Origin of the sequence: Pseudomonas sp. B33.4 (genome assembly GCF_034555375.1) — a bacterium.
Classification (GTDB): domain Bacteria; phylum Pseudomonadota; class Gammaproteobacteria; order Pseudomonadales; family Pseudomonadaceae; genus Aquipseudomonas.
Map to the genome: position 1 here is coordinate 1055040 of NZ_CP140706.1, position 14560 is coordinate 1069599.

General features: G+C 58.3%; 11 protein-coding genes and 1 pseudogene. 8 read left to right on the forward strand and 4 right to left on the reverse strand.

Annotated features, from left to right (window positions below):
• Window positions 1-113 precede the first annotated feature (113 nt).
• Together U6037_RS04550 and U6037_RS04555 are read left to right on the forward strand one after the other, a co-directional pair.
• Window positions 114-2669 (forward strand): helix-turn-helix transcriptional regulator, encoded by a 2556-nt coding sequence (locus U6037_RS04550; protein WP_322845947.1) that lies wholly within the window; start codon window positions 114-116, stop codon window positions 2667-2669.
• A 181-nt stretch (window positions 2670-2850) separates the two neighbouring features.
• Window positions 2851-5244 (forward strand): dermonecrotic toxin domain-containing protein, encoded by a 2394-nt coding sequence (locus U6037_RS04555; protein ID WP_322845948.1) that lies wholly within the window; start codon window positions 2851-2853, stop codon window positions 5242-5244.
• Window positions 5245-5262: 18 nt separating this feature from the next.
• On the opposite strand, the gene U6037_RS04560 is transcribed toward U6037_RS04555, so the two are convergent.
• Window positions 5263-6063, reverse strand: coding sequence for an IclR family transcriptional regulator (locus tag U6037_RS04560; RefSeq protein ID WP_322845949.1), 801 nt, complete (start codon window positions 6061-6063; stop codon window positions 5263-5265).
• A gap of 164 nt (window positions 6064-6227) precedes the next feature.
• On the opposite strand from U6037_RS04560, the gene hmgA reads away from it, so the two are divergent.
• The 4 genes from hmgA to U6037_RS04580 all read left to right on the forward strand — a co-directional run bounded on the left by hmgA (window position 6228) and on the right by U6037_RS04580 (window position 10946).
• Window positions 6228-7532: a homogentisate 1,2-dioxygenase gene (gene hmgA / locus U6037_RS04565; protein ID WP_322845950.1), complete on the forward strand. Its 1305-nt coding sequence runs from the start codon at window positions 6228-6230 to the stop codon at window positions 7530-7532.
• A 3-nt stretch (window positions 7533-7535) separates the two neighbouring features.
• Window positions 7536-8840 (forward strand): fumarylacetoacetase, encoded by a 1305-nt coding sequence (gene fahA, locus U6037_RS04570; protein WP_322845951.1) that lies wholly within the window; start codon window positions 7536-7538, stop codon window positions 8838-8840.
• A gap of 12 nt (window positions 8841-8852) precedes the next feature.
• The gene (gene maiA / locus U6037_RS04575) at window positions 8853-9488 is read left to right on the forward strand and encodes a maleylacetoacetate isomerase (protein ID WP_322845952.1); all 636 of its coding nucleotides are present in this window, start codon (window positions 8853-8855) and stop codon (window positions 9486-9488) included.
• An 87-nt stretch (window positions 9489-9575) separates the two neighbouring features.
• Window positions 9576-10946 carry an aromatic acid/H+ symport family MFS transporter gene (locus tag U6037_RS04580; protein ID WP_322845953.1) on the forward strand — a complete coding sequence of 457 codons (1371 nt, stop codon included), beginning with the start codon at window positions 9576-9578 and terminating at the stop codon, window positions 10944-10946.
• Between the two features lie 51 nt (window positions 10947-10997).
• Here the strand turns inward: U6037_RS04580 and U6037_RS04585 are convergent, their stop codons facing one another.
• Window positions 10998-11801, reverse strand: a complete 804-nt coding sequence (locus U6037_RS04585) for a SirB1 family protein (protein WP_242205191.1) — start codon at window positions 11799-11801, stop codon at window positions 10998-11000.
• A gap of 185 nt (window positions 11802-11986) precedes the next feature.
• Between U6037_RS04585 and U6037_RS04590 the strand changes: the two genes are divergently transcribed.
• Entirely contained in the window at window positions 11987-13006 is a 1020-nt protein-coding gene (locus tag U6037_RS04590; RefSeq protein WP_322845954.1) for a Glu/Leu/Phe/Val dehydrogenase family protein, read from the forward strand.
• Window positions 13007-13151: 145 nt separating this feature from the next.
• Here U6037_RS04590 and U6037_RS04595 read toward each other — a convergent pair.
• Window positions 13152-13406 (reverse strand): annotated as a pseudogene (locus U6037_RS04595) (YebG family protein); the annotation flags it as partial.
• A gap of 326 nt (window positions 13407-13732) precedes the next feature.
• Between U6037_RS04595 and U6037_RS04600 the strand changes: the two are divergent.
• The gene (locus U6037_RS04600) at window positions 13733-14233 is read left to right on the forward strand and encodes a phosphate-starvation-inducible protein PsiE (RefSeq protein WP_008087776.1); all 501 of its coding nucleotides are present in this window, start codon (window positions 13733-13735) and stop codon (window positions 14231-14233) included.
• On the opposite strand, the gene U6037_RS04605 is transcribed toward U6037_RS04600, so the two are convergent.
• Complete coding sequence (locus U6037_RS04605; protein WP_322845955.1) at window positions 14230-14547, reverse strand: DUF3509 domain-containing protein; 318 nt, start codon at window positions 14545-14547, stop codon at window positions 14230-14232. The two genes, U6037_RS04600 and U6037_RS04605, sit on opposite strands and share 4 nt — an antisense overlap.
• Between the last annotated feature and the right edge of the window lie 13 nt (window positions 14548-14560).

Genomic DNA, 14560 nt, shown 5'->3' on the forward strand with positions numbered 1-14560 from the left:
AGGCGACCGCTCGGTCGCCTTTTTTATGGCTGCCAATCAGCGCGCTGAATACTCGTCAACAAGTACAGAGGAGAGGGCTAGGGTGAAGGCACAACGATAAAAAGGCTCACCCGATGACCGCCATGACTGCCTGTCTGGATCGCCCCGGATTCTTGCCCAGACTTTCTTCCCATCATCAACCTCGCCCTCGATTGAGTGACCCTCTGCTGACATCGGTCGCACGGATCAGGCTGATCTGTGCGCCGGCCGGCAGTGGCAAAAGTGCGTTGCTCGTTGAGTGCCTGGCACAGGCGCCGGCGCATTGTCTGCTGCACTGGCTGCCATTGATGGGCGCGTCTTTGAGCAGCGAGGAACTCTGTCGGCGGCTTGGTCATGCGTTGGGGCTGGCAGAAATGGATGAGGCACAGTTGATTGCTGCTTTGGCCTGCTGGTCGACACCCACCTGGCTGTTTATCGACGATTACTGTCGGCTACCCGCCCCGGCACTCGATGCGCTGCTGGACCGCTTGCTGGCCCTCAGCAGCCCTGCGTTGATCTGGTGGATCGGTACGCGTCGACGCCCACAATGCAATTGGCCACGGTTGCTGCTGGACGACGAATTGTATGAATGCGAGAGCGCGACGCTGGCGCTGACCCAAGACGAGATTGCCCAGGCGTTGAAACATTTGTCAGCCGAGCAGGTGGCCAGTGTGGCTGGGCGGATCGTTCATCGCACCGGTGGCTGGTGCGCCGGCGTGCGTATGGCGTTGCTGCAAAAGTGCGACTGGTCGCACAGCATCCAGTCGCAGCAACGGGTTGATACGTTGCTTGATTATCTGCAGCACGAACTGTTCCGCGGTCTGACGCCGGAGTTGGCAGAAGTCTGGCGGGTGCTGGCGAATCTGCCGCGCTTCAATGCTGAGCTGTGTGAGCACTTGTTCGGTGTCGGGGAGGGGGCGCAGAGCCTGCGGTTACTGCAAGTTCTTGGATGTTTTATCGAACCTTGGCAGGACTCCGCCGACTGGTTACAGGTTTTCCCACCCCTATCACGGGTGATGCAGGACGAACACTGGCCTGCCGCCCGCTCGTGGCATCGCCGGGCGTGCCAGTGGTTTGCGGTCAGGCAGGACTGGCGTTCAGCGTTTGAACAAGCCTTGCTTGCCGAGGAGTTCGAAACGGCGGTCAGCCTTTTACAACACTTCAATTTCGAGCACCTGTTCGAGGAGCAGACGGTAGCGCTGCTGTTGCAGCTGCATGAGTGCAAGGGTGAAGAACTGACGATGGGCACCCCTCAATTGGTCGGGCTGATCACCGCTGCGTTGCTGTTTGCCGGTCGTTTCGAGCAGGCGGCGCGGTGCATCGCCCACCTCTCACATTTCATGCCGCAGCCCTCGGCGGCGCTTGAGCAGCAATTGATCGCCCGCTGGCAAACGTTGAGTGGCTGGTCAGGTCATCTGGAAGGGCGGATGGATTGCGCCCATGGACACTTCTCGCAGGCATTGGAGGCTCTTGATTGCGACAATTGGATCGCGCGGGTGATGTGTCTGTCCGGGTTGACGCAGCAAGCGCTCTTGCGAGGGCAACTCGACGTGGCCCATGCACTCAACCGACAAGGCTTGTGCCTGGCTCGGGCGCACGGTTCGCTGGTTTTCGAAGCGCTGCTTGAGCTTGATCATGCGCAATTACTTGAACAACGCGGCGCGGCGTCTCGCGCCGAAAGCCTTTTGGCCGGTGTTGATGATTTGCTCGCCCGACAACCGAATCGGCTGACGCCGCTCAAGGGCAGGGTAGCGTTACGTCGAGGGCGTCTCGCGTTGAGTCAGGGTCAGGAGGCATCGGCAGCAGCGTTCTTCAAATCCGGACTGGAGGATTGCAAACGTAACGGTGACAAGCGTGTTCTTTACGGCTACCTGGGAATGGCGCAACTGGCCGCCAACCAGACCGATTACGACGCTGCGTTCGTATGGTTGCGTGATGCCGAGCGACTGATGCAGCAACGGCAGATTCCAGACACGGTTTATCGGGGAGTGGTGTTACAGGTCAGCAGCCTGTTCTGGTTGCAGCAAGGACGTGCCGAACTGGCATGCGAGGCAATGACGCGATTGCTACGGCATTATCAAGGCTCTGCGGCATTACAGGCACCACCGGCGACACTTGAGCTGATTCCGCGGGTTGAATACCTGTTGGTCCTTGCCCAGGTGGGTTCAGGTATGGCTTGCGACCCGATGGTCGACCTTGGGCGCCTGCTTGAAACGGCGCAACGATGCAAAATGATCTCGCTGGAAACCGATGTGCGTCTGGCGTTGGCAGAAGCCGCCTTTTCGCTGGGTGATCATGCTGGCGCGCGCCAGCACTTGCGACAGGGGCTTGAACGGGTCAGCCAGCATGGGCTGCATCAGTCACTGCATGAACTGAAGTTGCGTCAGCCGAGCCTGTTGGGTTTGCTGGGAAAAGTTGTTGAAGCACCCGGTGCCGAGACATTGACTCATAGCGCTTTGCTCAGTCAGCGAGAGTTAGAAGTGTTGTGCCTGATTGCCAAAGGATATTCCAATCAACAAATTGCCGATCAACTGTATATCTCTTTGCATACGGTAAAAACTCATGCGAGACGGATACATGGGAAGTTGGGTGTAAAACGTCGGACGCAAGCGGTTGCGAGTGCGAAATTGTTGGGGCTGGATCTGCATTGAGTTGGTTACAGATGGAGTGGTACTTATCTGTCTGGATTTTTTCCGGAGATGTTTTATGACTTTTTAACATCTAAGGTAACGTCTCTCTGGTTTTAATGATGGTGCGTGTTCGATAACTTTGTTGCATTCGAAAAGTGACCTGATGTCATTTTTTTAGTGCGGGAAAACAAAGGAACTGAATATGAGTGATTTAATTAAGTCTGCAGTTATTCGGCCGGTATGGTTGTCGCGCGTCACCCAGCAAGAGCTGAAGCGGCACGATGATTTAATGCAACAACTGATTGAACTGGAGAGCCAGCGTGATCGCTTGCTCGGTAAGGCGGCATCTTTAAAAGCCTATGCGTCTTTCCGGATTAAAGAGTGGGCCAATAGTGCGCGGGGTGTCTCGATCGAGCCTGAGCAAGTGAAGGTGACGTGCCGCTATACAATCAAAGTTGCCCAGCGTGAACTTGTTCAAGAAGACAAACGCACGCTCGTGGAACTTGCTCTGTTTGGTCTGCATGATCGTGACAATCGTTACGATATGACTTTCGAAGGCCCGGTGCCGGCAGGGTTGACTTCTGCGCATGTGGAAAACTGGCTCTCTAACAGTGATATTCGCTCTGACTTTCGGAATGTACGGCGTAAAGCTGTTAATGGCTACGACCTGCAAATCGCCTTGATCGAAGTGCTGGGCGCGCGCATCACTTACAGCATGTTTGCGGCAACCTTGCAGGGACATATCAGGCAACCAAGTGTGGCGATGGTCGAGCGCTTTATGCGCACAGATCAAAATATTTCAGCGTCTGCCTTCGTGATGACGGGGTATCGCGTCAATTTCCGGGATCTGATGGTCTTCCGGGAGAAGGCCAATCCATTTGGAAGCTGTGTCTTGTTCGCGCCGGGATCGCCAGGGGGACGCGACTGGTATGAATTTCCCAATATACGCGAACTTGAGTTCCATGTGGCCGGTTGGGGGCGTACTGATCAGGGGCTGGCCTACCTGTCCTCGCAGGCGCATCCTGCACAGAGGGCGGTGTTGGCAAAGTATATGGCAGCGCTGAGGCAACTCCCCAGCGCCTGGAAAGGCGCAACGTTTACCGAATGGTCAAACGCGCCTGAAGGGATTCTCGCCGAGCCGGTGTTTCATCAGATCGCATGGGATGAGGCCCAGGAAGATCTCGTGCATCCGGCGGCCTATCGAAATGCAGCCGGGGAGGCACGTCAGGTTTTCGCTCGGTTGAGTACCGACCTGAAGGCGCTCTACACCCTCGGAACGCGCGAAGCGGGTGTCATTACCTATGAGCGATTCTGTTACGACCTGATAAAACAACGTATTGAAGAACTATTGAAAACCTTTGGGGAAAACGTAAAGGTAAATCCGGACGAGATTTTTATTGAGTTAAGTGAGAAGGAGAAAGTTACTCTCACACAGCTTATCATTAAGGAAACGCCTTTTTATGCTCAAGAGCGTGGTGGCAGTGTTATTGGTGTCTACCCTCGGTTGTCTGTGGGCGTCAAGCATCCACAATTGCGTAATTTGGACATACGTCAGGTGTCGAGTTGGTCAAGGACTTTGCGCCCGGGAGAAAAATACATTGCAATGTTGCGGGCTGAATACTTGAATCTGCAGCATCCAGATTATCAGCTCAAGCGAGAAGCTCATTTTAAGATTCAATATGCGGAAATGTACCGTGCAGTGCTGTCCAGTTATTTCTCTGGTGAGATTTCCCATGACGTGGGTGGACAACTATTGGCGCTGGTTGAGGGCTTTAATAAGCCGACTTCTTCATCTTTTCCCCCTTACGGTGAGGCAGTTTCAAATGTCACGTACAGTGCAGTATTCAATTTTCATGTGAAGAGGTGCCTGGTTGAAGGGGTGTATGTTTTCAGGTTGATAAATAATGGCAAGATCAATGAGATTCTCTACACGCCAAACGCCCCCGACGGTGTGAATTTTCGCCCGTTGAGTCAGCTCTTTGAGTCGATCAGGGAGAATGGCTTGGGCCAATACTTCTATAAGCGAGTGAAGTATGTGGATCAGCGGATCATGGGAACTTTCATTAACAATGTCGAGTTCACCAATATCGCTGAAAAACTTCCGGTGCTTGAGTTGAACAGCCGAGTGCTGTCGCTGCGCTCGAGCTATAACCAGCGCATTGAACGAATTATTTCCGATGTCGACGCGCAAACCACCAGTCTCAGCGAAATCATTGGCAAGCTGGCTTATGATTCTGCGGTTTTGGCGGCAAGCGCGATCAGTCTGGTAATCCCACCGGTAGGCGTGGCCCTCACCGTCGTGCAGATCACCAAGAACGTACTGGACGGCGCCGAAGCTTACCGATATGGCGACCGGGCCACGGCGTTCGACAATTTCAAGGATGCCTTGCTCGATCTGTATTCGCTGGTTCCCGGCGGCAAGGAGGCGACCAAAGCGCAGAAAACCCTGATTCAATTAATGGGTGACAGCAAGACCATTGTCGGGCTGGTTGCTTCGGCAACTGGTCAAAAACTCGGCTACGAGCGCTTCCAGGAATTGCTGGAAGATATCCTTGCAGAGGAACCTGCGAGCGACAGCAAAACCGTCTTGCTGTAAGCCATGACTAGGTGCTGACTAGCGGACGTCAGGAGGGCTGTCCGCATCAAATCCCATCCGCCAGCTCACGGCCCGCGTCGCAGCCAGCAACCGCTGCGCCGCCGGGCCGTTTTCGTCGGCGTGGAACAGCGAGGTCGGGCCAACGATGGTCAGCACCGCTGCGACCTGGCCGACGGCGTTGAATACCGGTGCGGACAACGCATCCACACCCGGCATCAGCAAACCATGCACATGATGCAGACCGCGTTCGCGGATCTGTTCACACAGCGTCGCGTAGGCTTTTTCGTCCTTCAAAGGATGATCGACAGCGGCGATTTCCAGTTCGCGCAAATCGTCGGTTTCCCGATGCGGCAGGTAGGCGCTGAAGACCAGTCCGGTCGATGAACTGAGCAGCGGCAGCACTGAACCCAGTTGCGTCACCACCGTCACCGCGCGCACTGCCGGTTCGATGTGCACGACCGTTGCGCCCTGATTGCCCCACACCGCCAAAAAGCAGGTTTCGTTGAGTTCGTCGCGCAGTTCGGCCAGCGGCAGGGCGGCGATTTTCAGCACGTCCATACTGTTGAGTGCAGCCAGGCCCACGCGCAACGCTTCACGGCCGAGACCGTAGTGGTTGGTGGCGGCGTTCTGCTCGGCAAAACCCGAGGCGATCAACGCCTGCAGATAGCGATGGACCTTGCTCGCCGGCATCTGCACATGTTCGGCCAGACGCGACAACGAAGTCGATGGCGACAGCTCGGCCAAGGCCTTGAGGATGTCGGTGCCGACCTCGGCGGAGCGGACTTTCTGTTTGCCATTGCTGTCGCTGGTTTTTTCCATGGTGCGGCCGGGTTCCGATACGAATGGGCGTCTTTATAGCTTGACGCTGGATAGCGAGCAAATTACGTTATGCGTAATCGAATTACGATAATAACAACCCCGGCGTGCCGAAACCTCTGAGCCAGAGCGATGGGCCACTGCCGACTCCCTGTTCAGGAGGCTCCATGAACCTCGATTCAACCGCTCAGGCGCTGGCGTATCAGTCCGGTTTCGGCAACGAATTCAGCACTGAAGCGTTGCCCGGCGCGCTGCCCGTCGGCCAGAACTCCCCGCAAAAAGCCCCGTACGGCCTCTACACCGAATTGTTCTCCGGCACTGCGTTCACCATGACCCGCAGCGAAGCGCGACGCACCTGGATGTACCGCATTCAGCCGTCGGCCAATCACCCGGCCTTCCTCAAACTGGAGCGACAACTGGCCGGTGGCCCGTTGGGTGAAGTGACGCCCAATCGCCTGCGCTGGAATCCGCTGGAAATCCCGGCCGAGCCGACCGATTTTATTGACGGTCTGGTGAGCATGGCGGCTAACTCCGGTGCGGAAAAACCGTCCGGCATCAGCATCTACAACTACGCCGCCAACCGTTCGATGGAACGGGTGTTCTTCAACGCCGACGGCGAGCTGCTGCTGGTGCCGCAACTCGGCCGTCTGCGTATTGCCACCGAATTGGGTGTGCTGGAAGTCGCGCCACTGGAAATCGCCGTGCTGCCGCGCGGGCTGAAATTTCGCGTTGAACTGCTCGACGCGCAAGCGCGCGGCTATGTCGCCGAGAACCACGGCGCGCCGCTGCGTCTGCCGGATCTGGGGCCGATCGGCAGTAACGGTCTGGCCAATCCGCGCGATTTCCTGAGCCCGGTCGCCGCCTACGAAAACCTGCAGCAACCAACCACGCTGGTGCAGAAATTCCTCGGCCATTTGTGGGCCACCGAACTCAATCACTCGCCGCTGAACGTGGTCGCCTGGCACGGCAATAACGTGCCGTACAAATACGACCTGCGCCGTTTCAACACCATCGGCACGGTCAGTTTCGATCACCCGGACCCGTCGATCTTCACTGTGTTGACTTCGCCAACCAGCGTGCACGGTCTGGCCAACCTCGACTTCGTGATCTTCCCGCCGCGCTGGATGGTCGCGGAGAACACCTTCCGTCCACCCTGGTTCCACCGCAACCTGATGAACGAATTCATGGGTTTGATCCAGGGCGAATACGACGCCAAGGCCGAAGGCTTCGTGCCCGGTGGCGCCTCGCTGCACAGCTGCATGAGCGCACACGGCCCGGACGGTGAGACCTGCACCAAAGCGATCAATGCCGAGCTCAAACCGGCAAAAATCGACAACACCATGGCCTTCATGTTCGAGACCAGCCAGGTGCTGCGCCCGAGCCGGTTCGCCCTCGACTGCCCGCAACTGCAAACCACTTACGACGCTTGCTGGGCCACGCTGCCCGCCACGTTCGACCCGACCCGGAGATAACCCATGACGCAAACTTCCATCACCCGCAGTTGGGTCGCTTCGGCCAACGGCCACACCGATTTCCCGCTGCAGAACCTGCCGCTGGGTGTGTTCAGCAGCAACGGTTCGGCGCCGCGTGCAGGCGTGGCGATCGGCGATCAGATTTTTGATCTGCAAGTGGCGCTGGAAGCCGGGCTGTTCGACGGTGCTGCGCGCAGTGCCGTCGAAGCCATGCACGGCGGCCAGTTGAACGCATTCTTCGAACTCGGTCGCGACGCTCGTGTGGCCTTGCGAGAGCGTCTGCTGGAACTGTTCAGTGAAGGCAGCACGCATCGCGGCAACATCGAAGCCCAAGGCGCGAAACTGCTGCCACTGGCCGCCGATTGCCAGTTGCATCTGCCGGCGCGCATCAGTGACTACACCGATTTCTACGTGGGCATCGAGCACGCGCAGAACGTCGGCAAACTGTTCCGTCCGGATAATCCGTTGCTGCCGAACTACAAGCACGTGCCGATCGGCTATCACGGCCGCGCTTCTACTGTTCGCGCCTCCGGCACCGACGTGCGTCGTCCGAAAGGTCAGACCTTGCCGGCCGGTCAGAGCGAGCCGACTTTCGGCCCGTGCGCGCGCCTCGACTATGAGCTGGAACTGGGCATCTGGATCGGTCAGGGCAACGAGATGGGTGACTCGATCGCCATCGGTGATGCGGCCGATCACATCGCCGGTTTTTGCCTGCTCAACGACTGGTCGGCGCGTGATATTCAGGCGTGGGAATACCAGCCGCTGGGCCCGTTCCTGTCGAAGAGTTTTATCACCAGTGTTTCGCCATGGGTGGTGACGGCGGAAGCGCTGGCGCCATTCCGCGCCGCGCAACCGAAGCGTCCTGAAGGTGATCCGCAGCCGCTGCCGTATCTGTTCGACAAGCGTGATCAGGACGGTGGTGCCTTCGACATCGAACTGGAAGTGCTGTTGCTCACCGAAGCCATGCGCGAGCAGAACCTGCCGGCCCATCGCCTGACCTTGAGCAACACGCGCTACATGTACTGGACCGTCGCGCAAATGGTTGCGCACCACAGCGTCAACGGTTGCCAGTTGCAGGCCGGTGACCTGTTCGGTTCGGGCACCTTGTCCGGTCCGGAAAACGGTCAGTTCGGCAGTCTGCTGGAAATCACCGAGGGCGGCAAAAAGCCGATTGAACTGGCCTCTGGCGAGGTGCGTAAATTCCTCGAGGACGGTGATGAAATCATTCTGCGCGCACGTTGTGCCCGTGATGGTTTTGCTTCGATCGGCTTCGGCGAATGCCGCGGCAAAGTGCTGGCGGCGCGCTGACAGGAGCGGCATATGGATCTCTATACCTATTACCGTTCAACCTCGTCGTACCGGGTGCGAATCGCGCTGGCGCTGAAGGGGCTCGACTATCACGCGTTGCCGGTCAATCTGATCGCGCCGCCGGGTGGCGAGCATCGGCAAGCGGCGTATCTGGCGATCAATCCACAGGGCCGGGTGCCAGCCTTGCGCACCGAGGACGGCGCGTTGTTGATCCAGTCGCCGGCGATCATCGAGTACCTGGAGGAACGTTATCCACAACGGCCACTGTTGCCGGAAGACCTTGTCGCCCGTGCCCATGTGCGCGGCGTGGCGGCGGTGATCGGCTGCGATGTGCATCCGCTGCACAATGTCAGCGTGCTCAACCGCCTGCGGCAGTCGGGGCAGGACGAGCCGCAGGTGGTCGAGTGGATCAGCCACTGGATAGGCCAGGGGCTGGCGACGGTGGAACAGTTGATCGGTGACGAAGGCTTCTGTTTCGGCGAGTGGCCGTGCGTGGCAGATGTGTACCTGATTCCGCAGTTGTATGCGGCAGAGCGGTTCAACGTCAGTCTCGAGGCTTATCCGAAAATCCGTCGTGTGGCTGCACTGGCGGCTGAGCATCCGGCGTTCATCAAGGCGCATCCCGCCAACCAACCCGATACACCGTAATTCACCTTGTGGGAGCGAGCAGGCTCGCTCCCACAAGGTTCGGCGTTGAACTAGCCCAAAATCATAAAAACAAACAGGTACCTTGCGATGCACAACCAGATTGCCAGCTTCCGGGCGGCACTCGACGCCCGTCCTGTGTCCCGATATCAGTGGTTACTGTTGATCCTGCTCGCGCTGTTGCTGGTCACCGACGGCTACGACGCCCAGGTGCTCGGTTACGTGGTACCTGCTCTGGCGCAGGATTGGGGCCTGGAAAAATCGGCGTTCGGCCCGGTATTCAGTGCCAACCTGCTTGGCCTCACCCTTGGTTCACTGGCGGTTACGCCGCTGGCCGATCGCTTTGGCGTGCGACGGATTCTGCTTGCTTGCGTACTGATCTACGCCACGCTGACCGTGCTGATGGTCTTCGCCGATTCGCTCAATACGCTGATGATCGCGCGCTTCATCTGCGGCATCGGCATGGGCGGGGCGATGCCCAGTGCAATGGCGTTGATGTCGGAATACTCACCACCGCGTTTGCGCACCTTGATGGTGACGCTGGCGGCCTGTGGCTTTTCATTCGGTGGGGCAGCCGGTGGTTTCGTCGCCGCAGGGTTCATCGACCAATTCGGTTGGCAAGCGGTGTTCCTCGCCGGTGGCGTCACGCCGTTGCTGCTGTTTCCGTTTCTGTGGTGGATGCTGCCGGAGTCGCTGCCACGCCTGCTGCGTGATGCGCCGCCGTATGCGCGACTGCGCAAAGTCACCGCGCGGATGTTGCCGGACTGGCAACCGCCCGTTGCCAGCCTCGAACAGAACGAACGCGAGCAGGGCAGCAAGCTGACGGTGGTCGAGTTGTTCCGCAACGGTTACGCGCGGCCGACTTTGCTGATCTGGGCGACGTTTTTCGTCAGCCTGATTCTGCTGTATTTCATGATTAGCTGGCTGCCGACGCTGCTGCTGGAAAGTGGCCTGAAACTCAACGAAGCCAATCTGGTAACGTCGATGTTCCTCTTCGCCGGTACGTTGGGCGCGATTTGCATGGCCTGGTTCGCCGATCGCTTGAAGCGCAAGGTGCGTCTGTTGTCAGCGGTGCTGGCGGGCGCGGCGCTGTGCACGATTCTGCTCGGACTTAATCATGACAATCCGCGGTATCTGGTGGCCTGCGTGTTTGCCGCCGGGTTCTGCATCATTGGCGGGCAACTGACACTGAATGCGTTTGCCAGTAACTTTTACCCGGCGCATGTGCGTGCGACCGGCACTGGATGGGCATTGGGCGTGGGACGGTTCGGTTCGATTCTCGGGCCGCTGTTCGGCAGCCTGCTGCTGGCGATGCACATTCCGGTGGCGCAGATTTTCTTCTTCTGCGCGATCCCGGCGGTGATTGCTGCGTTGCTGATTATTCAGGTGCGTTCGCCCACTGACTCAGTGCAATCTCCTGTGGGAGCTAGCCTGCTAGCGAAGAACGATAACGCGGTTTAGCTGAAAGACCGAGTCGCCTGCTTCGCTGGCAGGCTAGCTCCCACAAGGTATTCAGTGGACGACGGAGTTGGGCGGCAGGTGGCTGAGGCGTTCTGTCAGGCGCAGCCGCTGAATCGGATCATCGCTGAGCAGCAGCGCATGCTCCAGATCGAAGCGCTCGGCATTCGGACAGTCGAGCCGCTGATAAAGACTGGCTCGGGCCAGGTAATCAGCGGCGCCGGCGTCACCCAGCTCGAGGACGCGCTCGGCATCGATCAGCGCAGCAATAAAGTCATCATGGGTCAGGTGCAACTGTCGCAGGTTGCGCGACAGGCGCTGGAGCATCTGCTGCGGTGTGGCGGTCAGCAGATGCTCGGCGTTGAGCTTCATGTTCGGTCCATACTGGCGCTGCAACAGCTCGCGACAATCATTGGGATACAAACGCCGGCCGCCACACGGATCGAGCAAGTGATCGGCACCGGGCACCCGCAGCAGGAAGTGCCCGGGAAAGTTGACCCCGACCAGCGGAATTTCCAGGCTGCGTGCCAGTTCCAGTGCGATCAGCGCCAGTGTCAACGGTTGCCCACGACGGGTCTGCAACACTTTATGCAGCAACGCAGCCTGTGGGCGCAACGGCAGAAAGTCGTCCTGTGCGAAGCCCAGATCGGTCATGCGGCGTAACAAAGGTTGGGCCAGCTCACTGACCGGCAGCATTGGTAAACCGTAACTGACTCGCTGTTGCAGATCCTTGAATTCTTGCAACAGCGCTTCGGGATCGACCGCTTTTTCGTGCTCGGCCGCCATCCACAGCGCGGCTTCGAACAGCGCGGGCGGTGAACGGTGCAGACACTCGAAAAAACGTTGACGCGCACTCATCGAAATCTCCGGAGAATGCCTCGTTTTAGCCCGGTCCGTGCCATTCGTCCAGTACCCCGCCGCGCAGTTTTACGGTTATGTCGCAAAGCCGCTGTCTGCTCGGGCGCTTATTCCGGCGCGCTCCAGCAATTTTCAGGCGCAGGCCTATACTGGCGTTCTACAAGAAGTGATTCGGGAGCCCAACGATGTTTGCGCTCATGCAAAGCACTCGCCTGGAATCGCTGCACCTTAGCGTCGACCCGGTCTCCGGGTTGAAGGCGGTCATTGCCATCCATAACAGTCGCCTCGGGCCAGCCTTGGGCGGATGTCGTTACCTTGCCTATCCCAATGACGAGTCTGCCGTCGAAGATGCCATTCGCCTCGCTCAGGGCATGAGCTACAAAGCCGCGCTGGCGGGTCTGGAGCAGGGCGGCGGGGTGGCGGTGATCGTGCGTCCGGTTCATGTGGAAAACCGTGGCGCACTGTTTGAAGCGTTTGGCCGCTGCATCAATCAGCTCGACGGTCGCTACATCACCGCCATCGACAGCGGTACTTCAGTGGCGGACATGGATTGCATCGCCCAACAGACCCAGCATGTCACCAGTACCACCTCGGCCGGCGACCCGGCACCGCATGCAGCCATGGGGGTGTTTGCCGGCATTCGCGCAACGGCGATGGCTCGGCTGGGCAGCGATAACCTCGAAGGCTTGCGCATCGCGATTCAGGGCCTGGGCAATGTCGGTTTCGCCTTGGCCGAGCAACTGCACGCTGCCGGGGCTGAGTTGCTGGTCAGCGATATCGACCACGGCAAGGTGCAACTGGCGATGGAACAGCTCAACGCGCATCCGATTGCCAACGATGCATTGCTCAGCACGCCATGTGACATCCTCGCGCCGTGCGGTCTGGGCGGAGTTTTGAACAGCCATACCGTCACGCAATTACGCTGTTCGGCAGTGGCAGGCTCTGCCAACAACCAGCTGACACATCTGGATGTGGCCGATCAACTGGAGCGCCGCGGCATTCTTTATGCCCCCGATTATGTGATCAATGCCGGAGGCCTGATCTACGTTTCGCTCAAGCATCGCGGCGAAGAATTGACCACCATTACCGCACATCTGTCGAAGATCAGCTCTCGACTCACCGAAGTATTTGCCCATGCACAGGCAGAGAAACGCTCGCCGGCGCGGGTGGCCGACGAGTTGGCGGAGAAAGTTTTGTATCGCTGAGTTTCACAGGCATGAAAAAGGCCCTGAGCCATTCGACTCAGGGCCTATTCAATTCGGGCATCGCTTACTTTGCAGCTTTTGCCGCTTTGGCAGGCTTGGCCGGCGCTTCAGCAGGTTCTGCAGCTTCAGCATTCTCGACCGTTTCGGCCGGTGCATTGATCAGCTCTGACAGTGCATCAGGCTGGCTCTTGAACGCCCGGGCGAACACATCGCGATTCTTCGCCATGTAGATCCCGGCTTCTTCCACTTGCTGTTCAGTCAGGGACGGAACGGCTTTTTGCAGCACATCGGCCAGATATTCGGCCAGTTCGAGCATTTTGTCATGACGGTCAGCTTCGGCTTTATCCATGAACAAGCGCTCCAGATCTCGGCTGCTGCGGTATACCACTTCGACGGCCATTCACCACCTCACATGCCTTCACGTTAAGTTGTCTTGACGACTACTGTATCCATATACAGCGAAAAGGATAAGCGAATCCCAGCGCCATGGGTAGTGGCTTTTTAATGTAGACCGGATTTCGGGTTTGTCAGGGAGACCGTGTCGCAGCATTCGCGAGCAGGCTCGCTCCCACAAAAGCACAGCGGTGCGACCAAACGCCACGGCGCGGGTTTGGCGGCGTCTCGCCATGATGGCGTGGCCTCTTTTCTGCATGAAAACCGTTACGTGCAGAAAACCGTCACGTCCAACACGCATCATCCGCTCGAATCGGGCTAAGGAACATCATCGTGAAAATCAACTGGGCCGAGAAACTGCGGCAAAACGTGCATCAACTGGCCGAGTCCCTGGGCAACCTGTTCGTCGAGACCTTCCACTATCTGGCGCTGTTTGCCATCGGTGCGGTGACGGCATATGCGGCGGTGATGGAGTTTCTCGGGATGCTCGAGGAAGGCCACATCAAGATCGATGACATTCTGTTGCTGTTCATCTATCTCGAACTGGGCGCGATGGTCGGGATTTACTTCAAGACCAACCACATGCCGGTGCGCTTCCTGATCTACGTGGCGATCACCGCGCTGACCCGTTTGCTGATCTCCAACGTCTCGCACCACAACCCGCCGGACATGGGCATCATCTATCTGTGCGGCGGGATTCTGCTGCTGGCGTTGTCGATTCTGGTGGTGCGTTACGCGTCGTCGCAATTTCCGTCGGTGAAGATCGAAAAACCGCAGCGCACACTGGGTACGGGTTCCAGCGAGCATCCCGAAGTCGAGAAGGGCGAGCTTTAAAGCCCGGCTGCCGGTCTTGGCTGGCCGATGACGCGTGGCGGTGGCGGGGTCAGCCCGTCGCCGCTGGTCATCGCTTCGAGTATCGCCATGGCGCTGTGACCCTGTTCGATAGCGATGCCGAATTGAATGCTTTGCACCAGACGCTTGAGGCGCACGGGATCGTTGCGCTGCTCGGCGCTGATCATGCGTTTGGCGACGATTCGGCCGCTGTTGGACAGGGTCAGCATGATGCTGCCGTCCAGGCCCTGAATGCTCAGGTTGATCTGATAGTCCGGCGCGAAGGCATCGGTAATGATCTGAAAAGGATTGTCCATGATGCGTCACCGC

Bases quoted from the DNA above. Each gene is read 5' to 3' on its own strand.
- U6037_RS04560 (WP_322845949.1), bottom strand. From the start codon at position 6,063: ATGGAAAAAACCAGCGACAGCAATGGCAAACAGAAAGTCCGCTCCGCC.
- U6037_RS04550 (WP_322845947.1), top strand. From the start codon at position 114: ATGACCGCCATGACTGCCTGTCTGGATCGCCCCGGATTCTTGCCCAGA.
- maiA (WP_322845952.1), top strand. From the start codon at position 8,853: ATGGATCTCTATACCTATTACCGTTCAACCTCGTCGTACCGGGTGCGA.
- fahA (WP_322845951.1), top strand. From the start codon at position 7,536: ATGACGCAAACTTCCATCACCCGCAGTTGGGTCGCTTCGGCCAACGGC.
- U6037_RS04585 (WP_242205191.1), bottom strand. From the start codon at position 11,801: ATGAGTGCGCGTCAACGTTTTTTCGAGTGTCTGCACCGTTCACCGCCC.
- U6037_RS04590 (WP_322845954.1), top strand. From the start codon at position 11,987: ATGTTTGCGCTCATGCAAAGCACTCGCCTGGAATCGCTGCACCTTAGC.
- U6037_RS04555 (WP_322845948.1), top strand. From the start codon at position 2,851: ATGAGTGATTTAATTAAGTCTGCAGTTATTCGGCCGGTATGGTTGTCG.
- hmgA (WP_322845950.1), top strand. From the start codon at position 6,228: ATGAACCTCGATTCAACCGCTCAGGCGCTGGCGTATCAGTCCGGTTTC.
- U6037_RS04580 (WP_322845953.1), top strand. From the start codon at position 9,576: ATGCACAACCAGATTGCCAGCTTCCGGGCGGCACTCGACGCCCGTCCT.
- U6037_RS04605 (WP_322845955.1), bottom strand. From the start codon at position 14,547: ATGGACAATCCTTTTCAGATCATTACCGATGCCTTCGCGCCGGACTAT.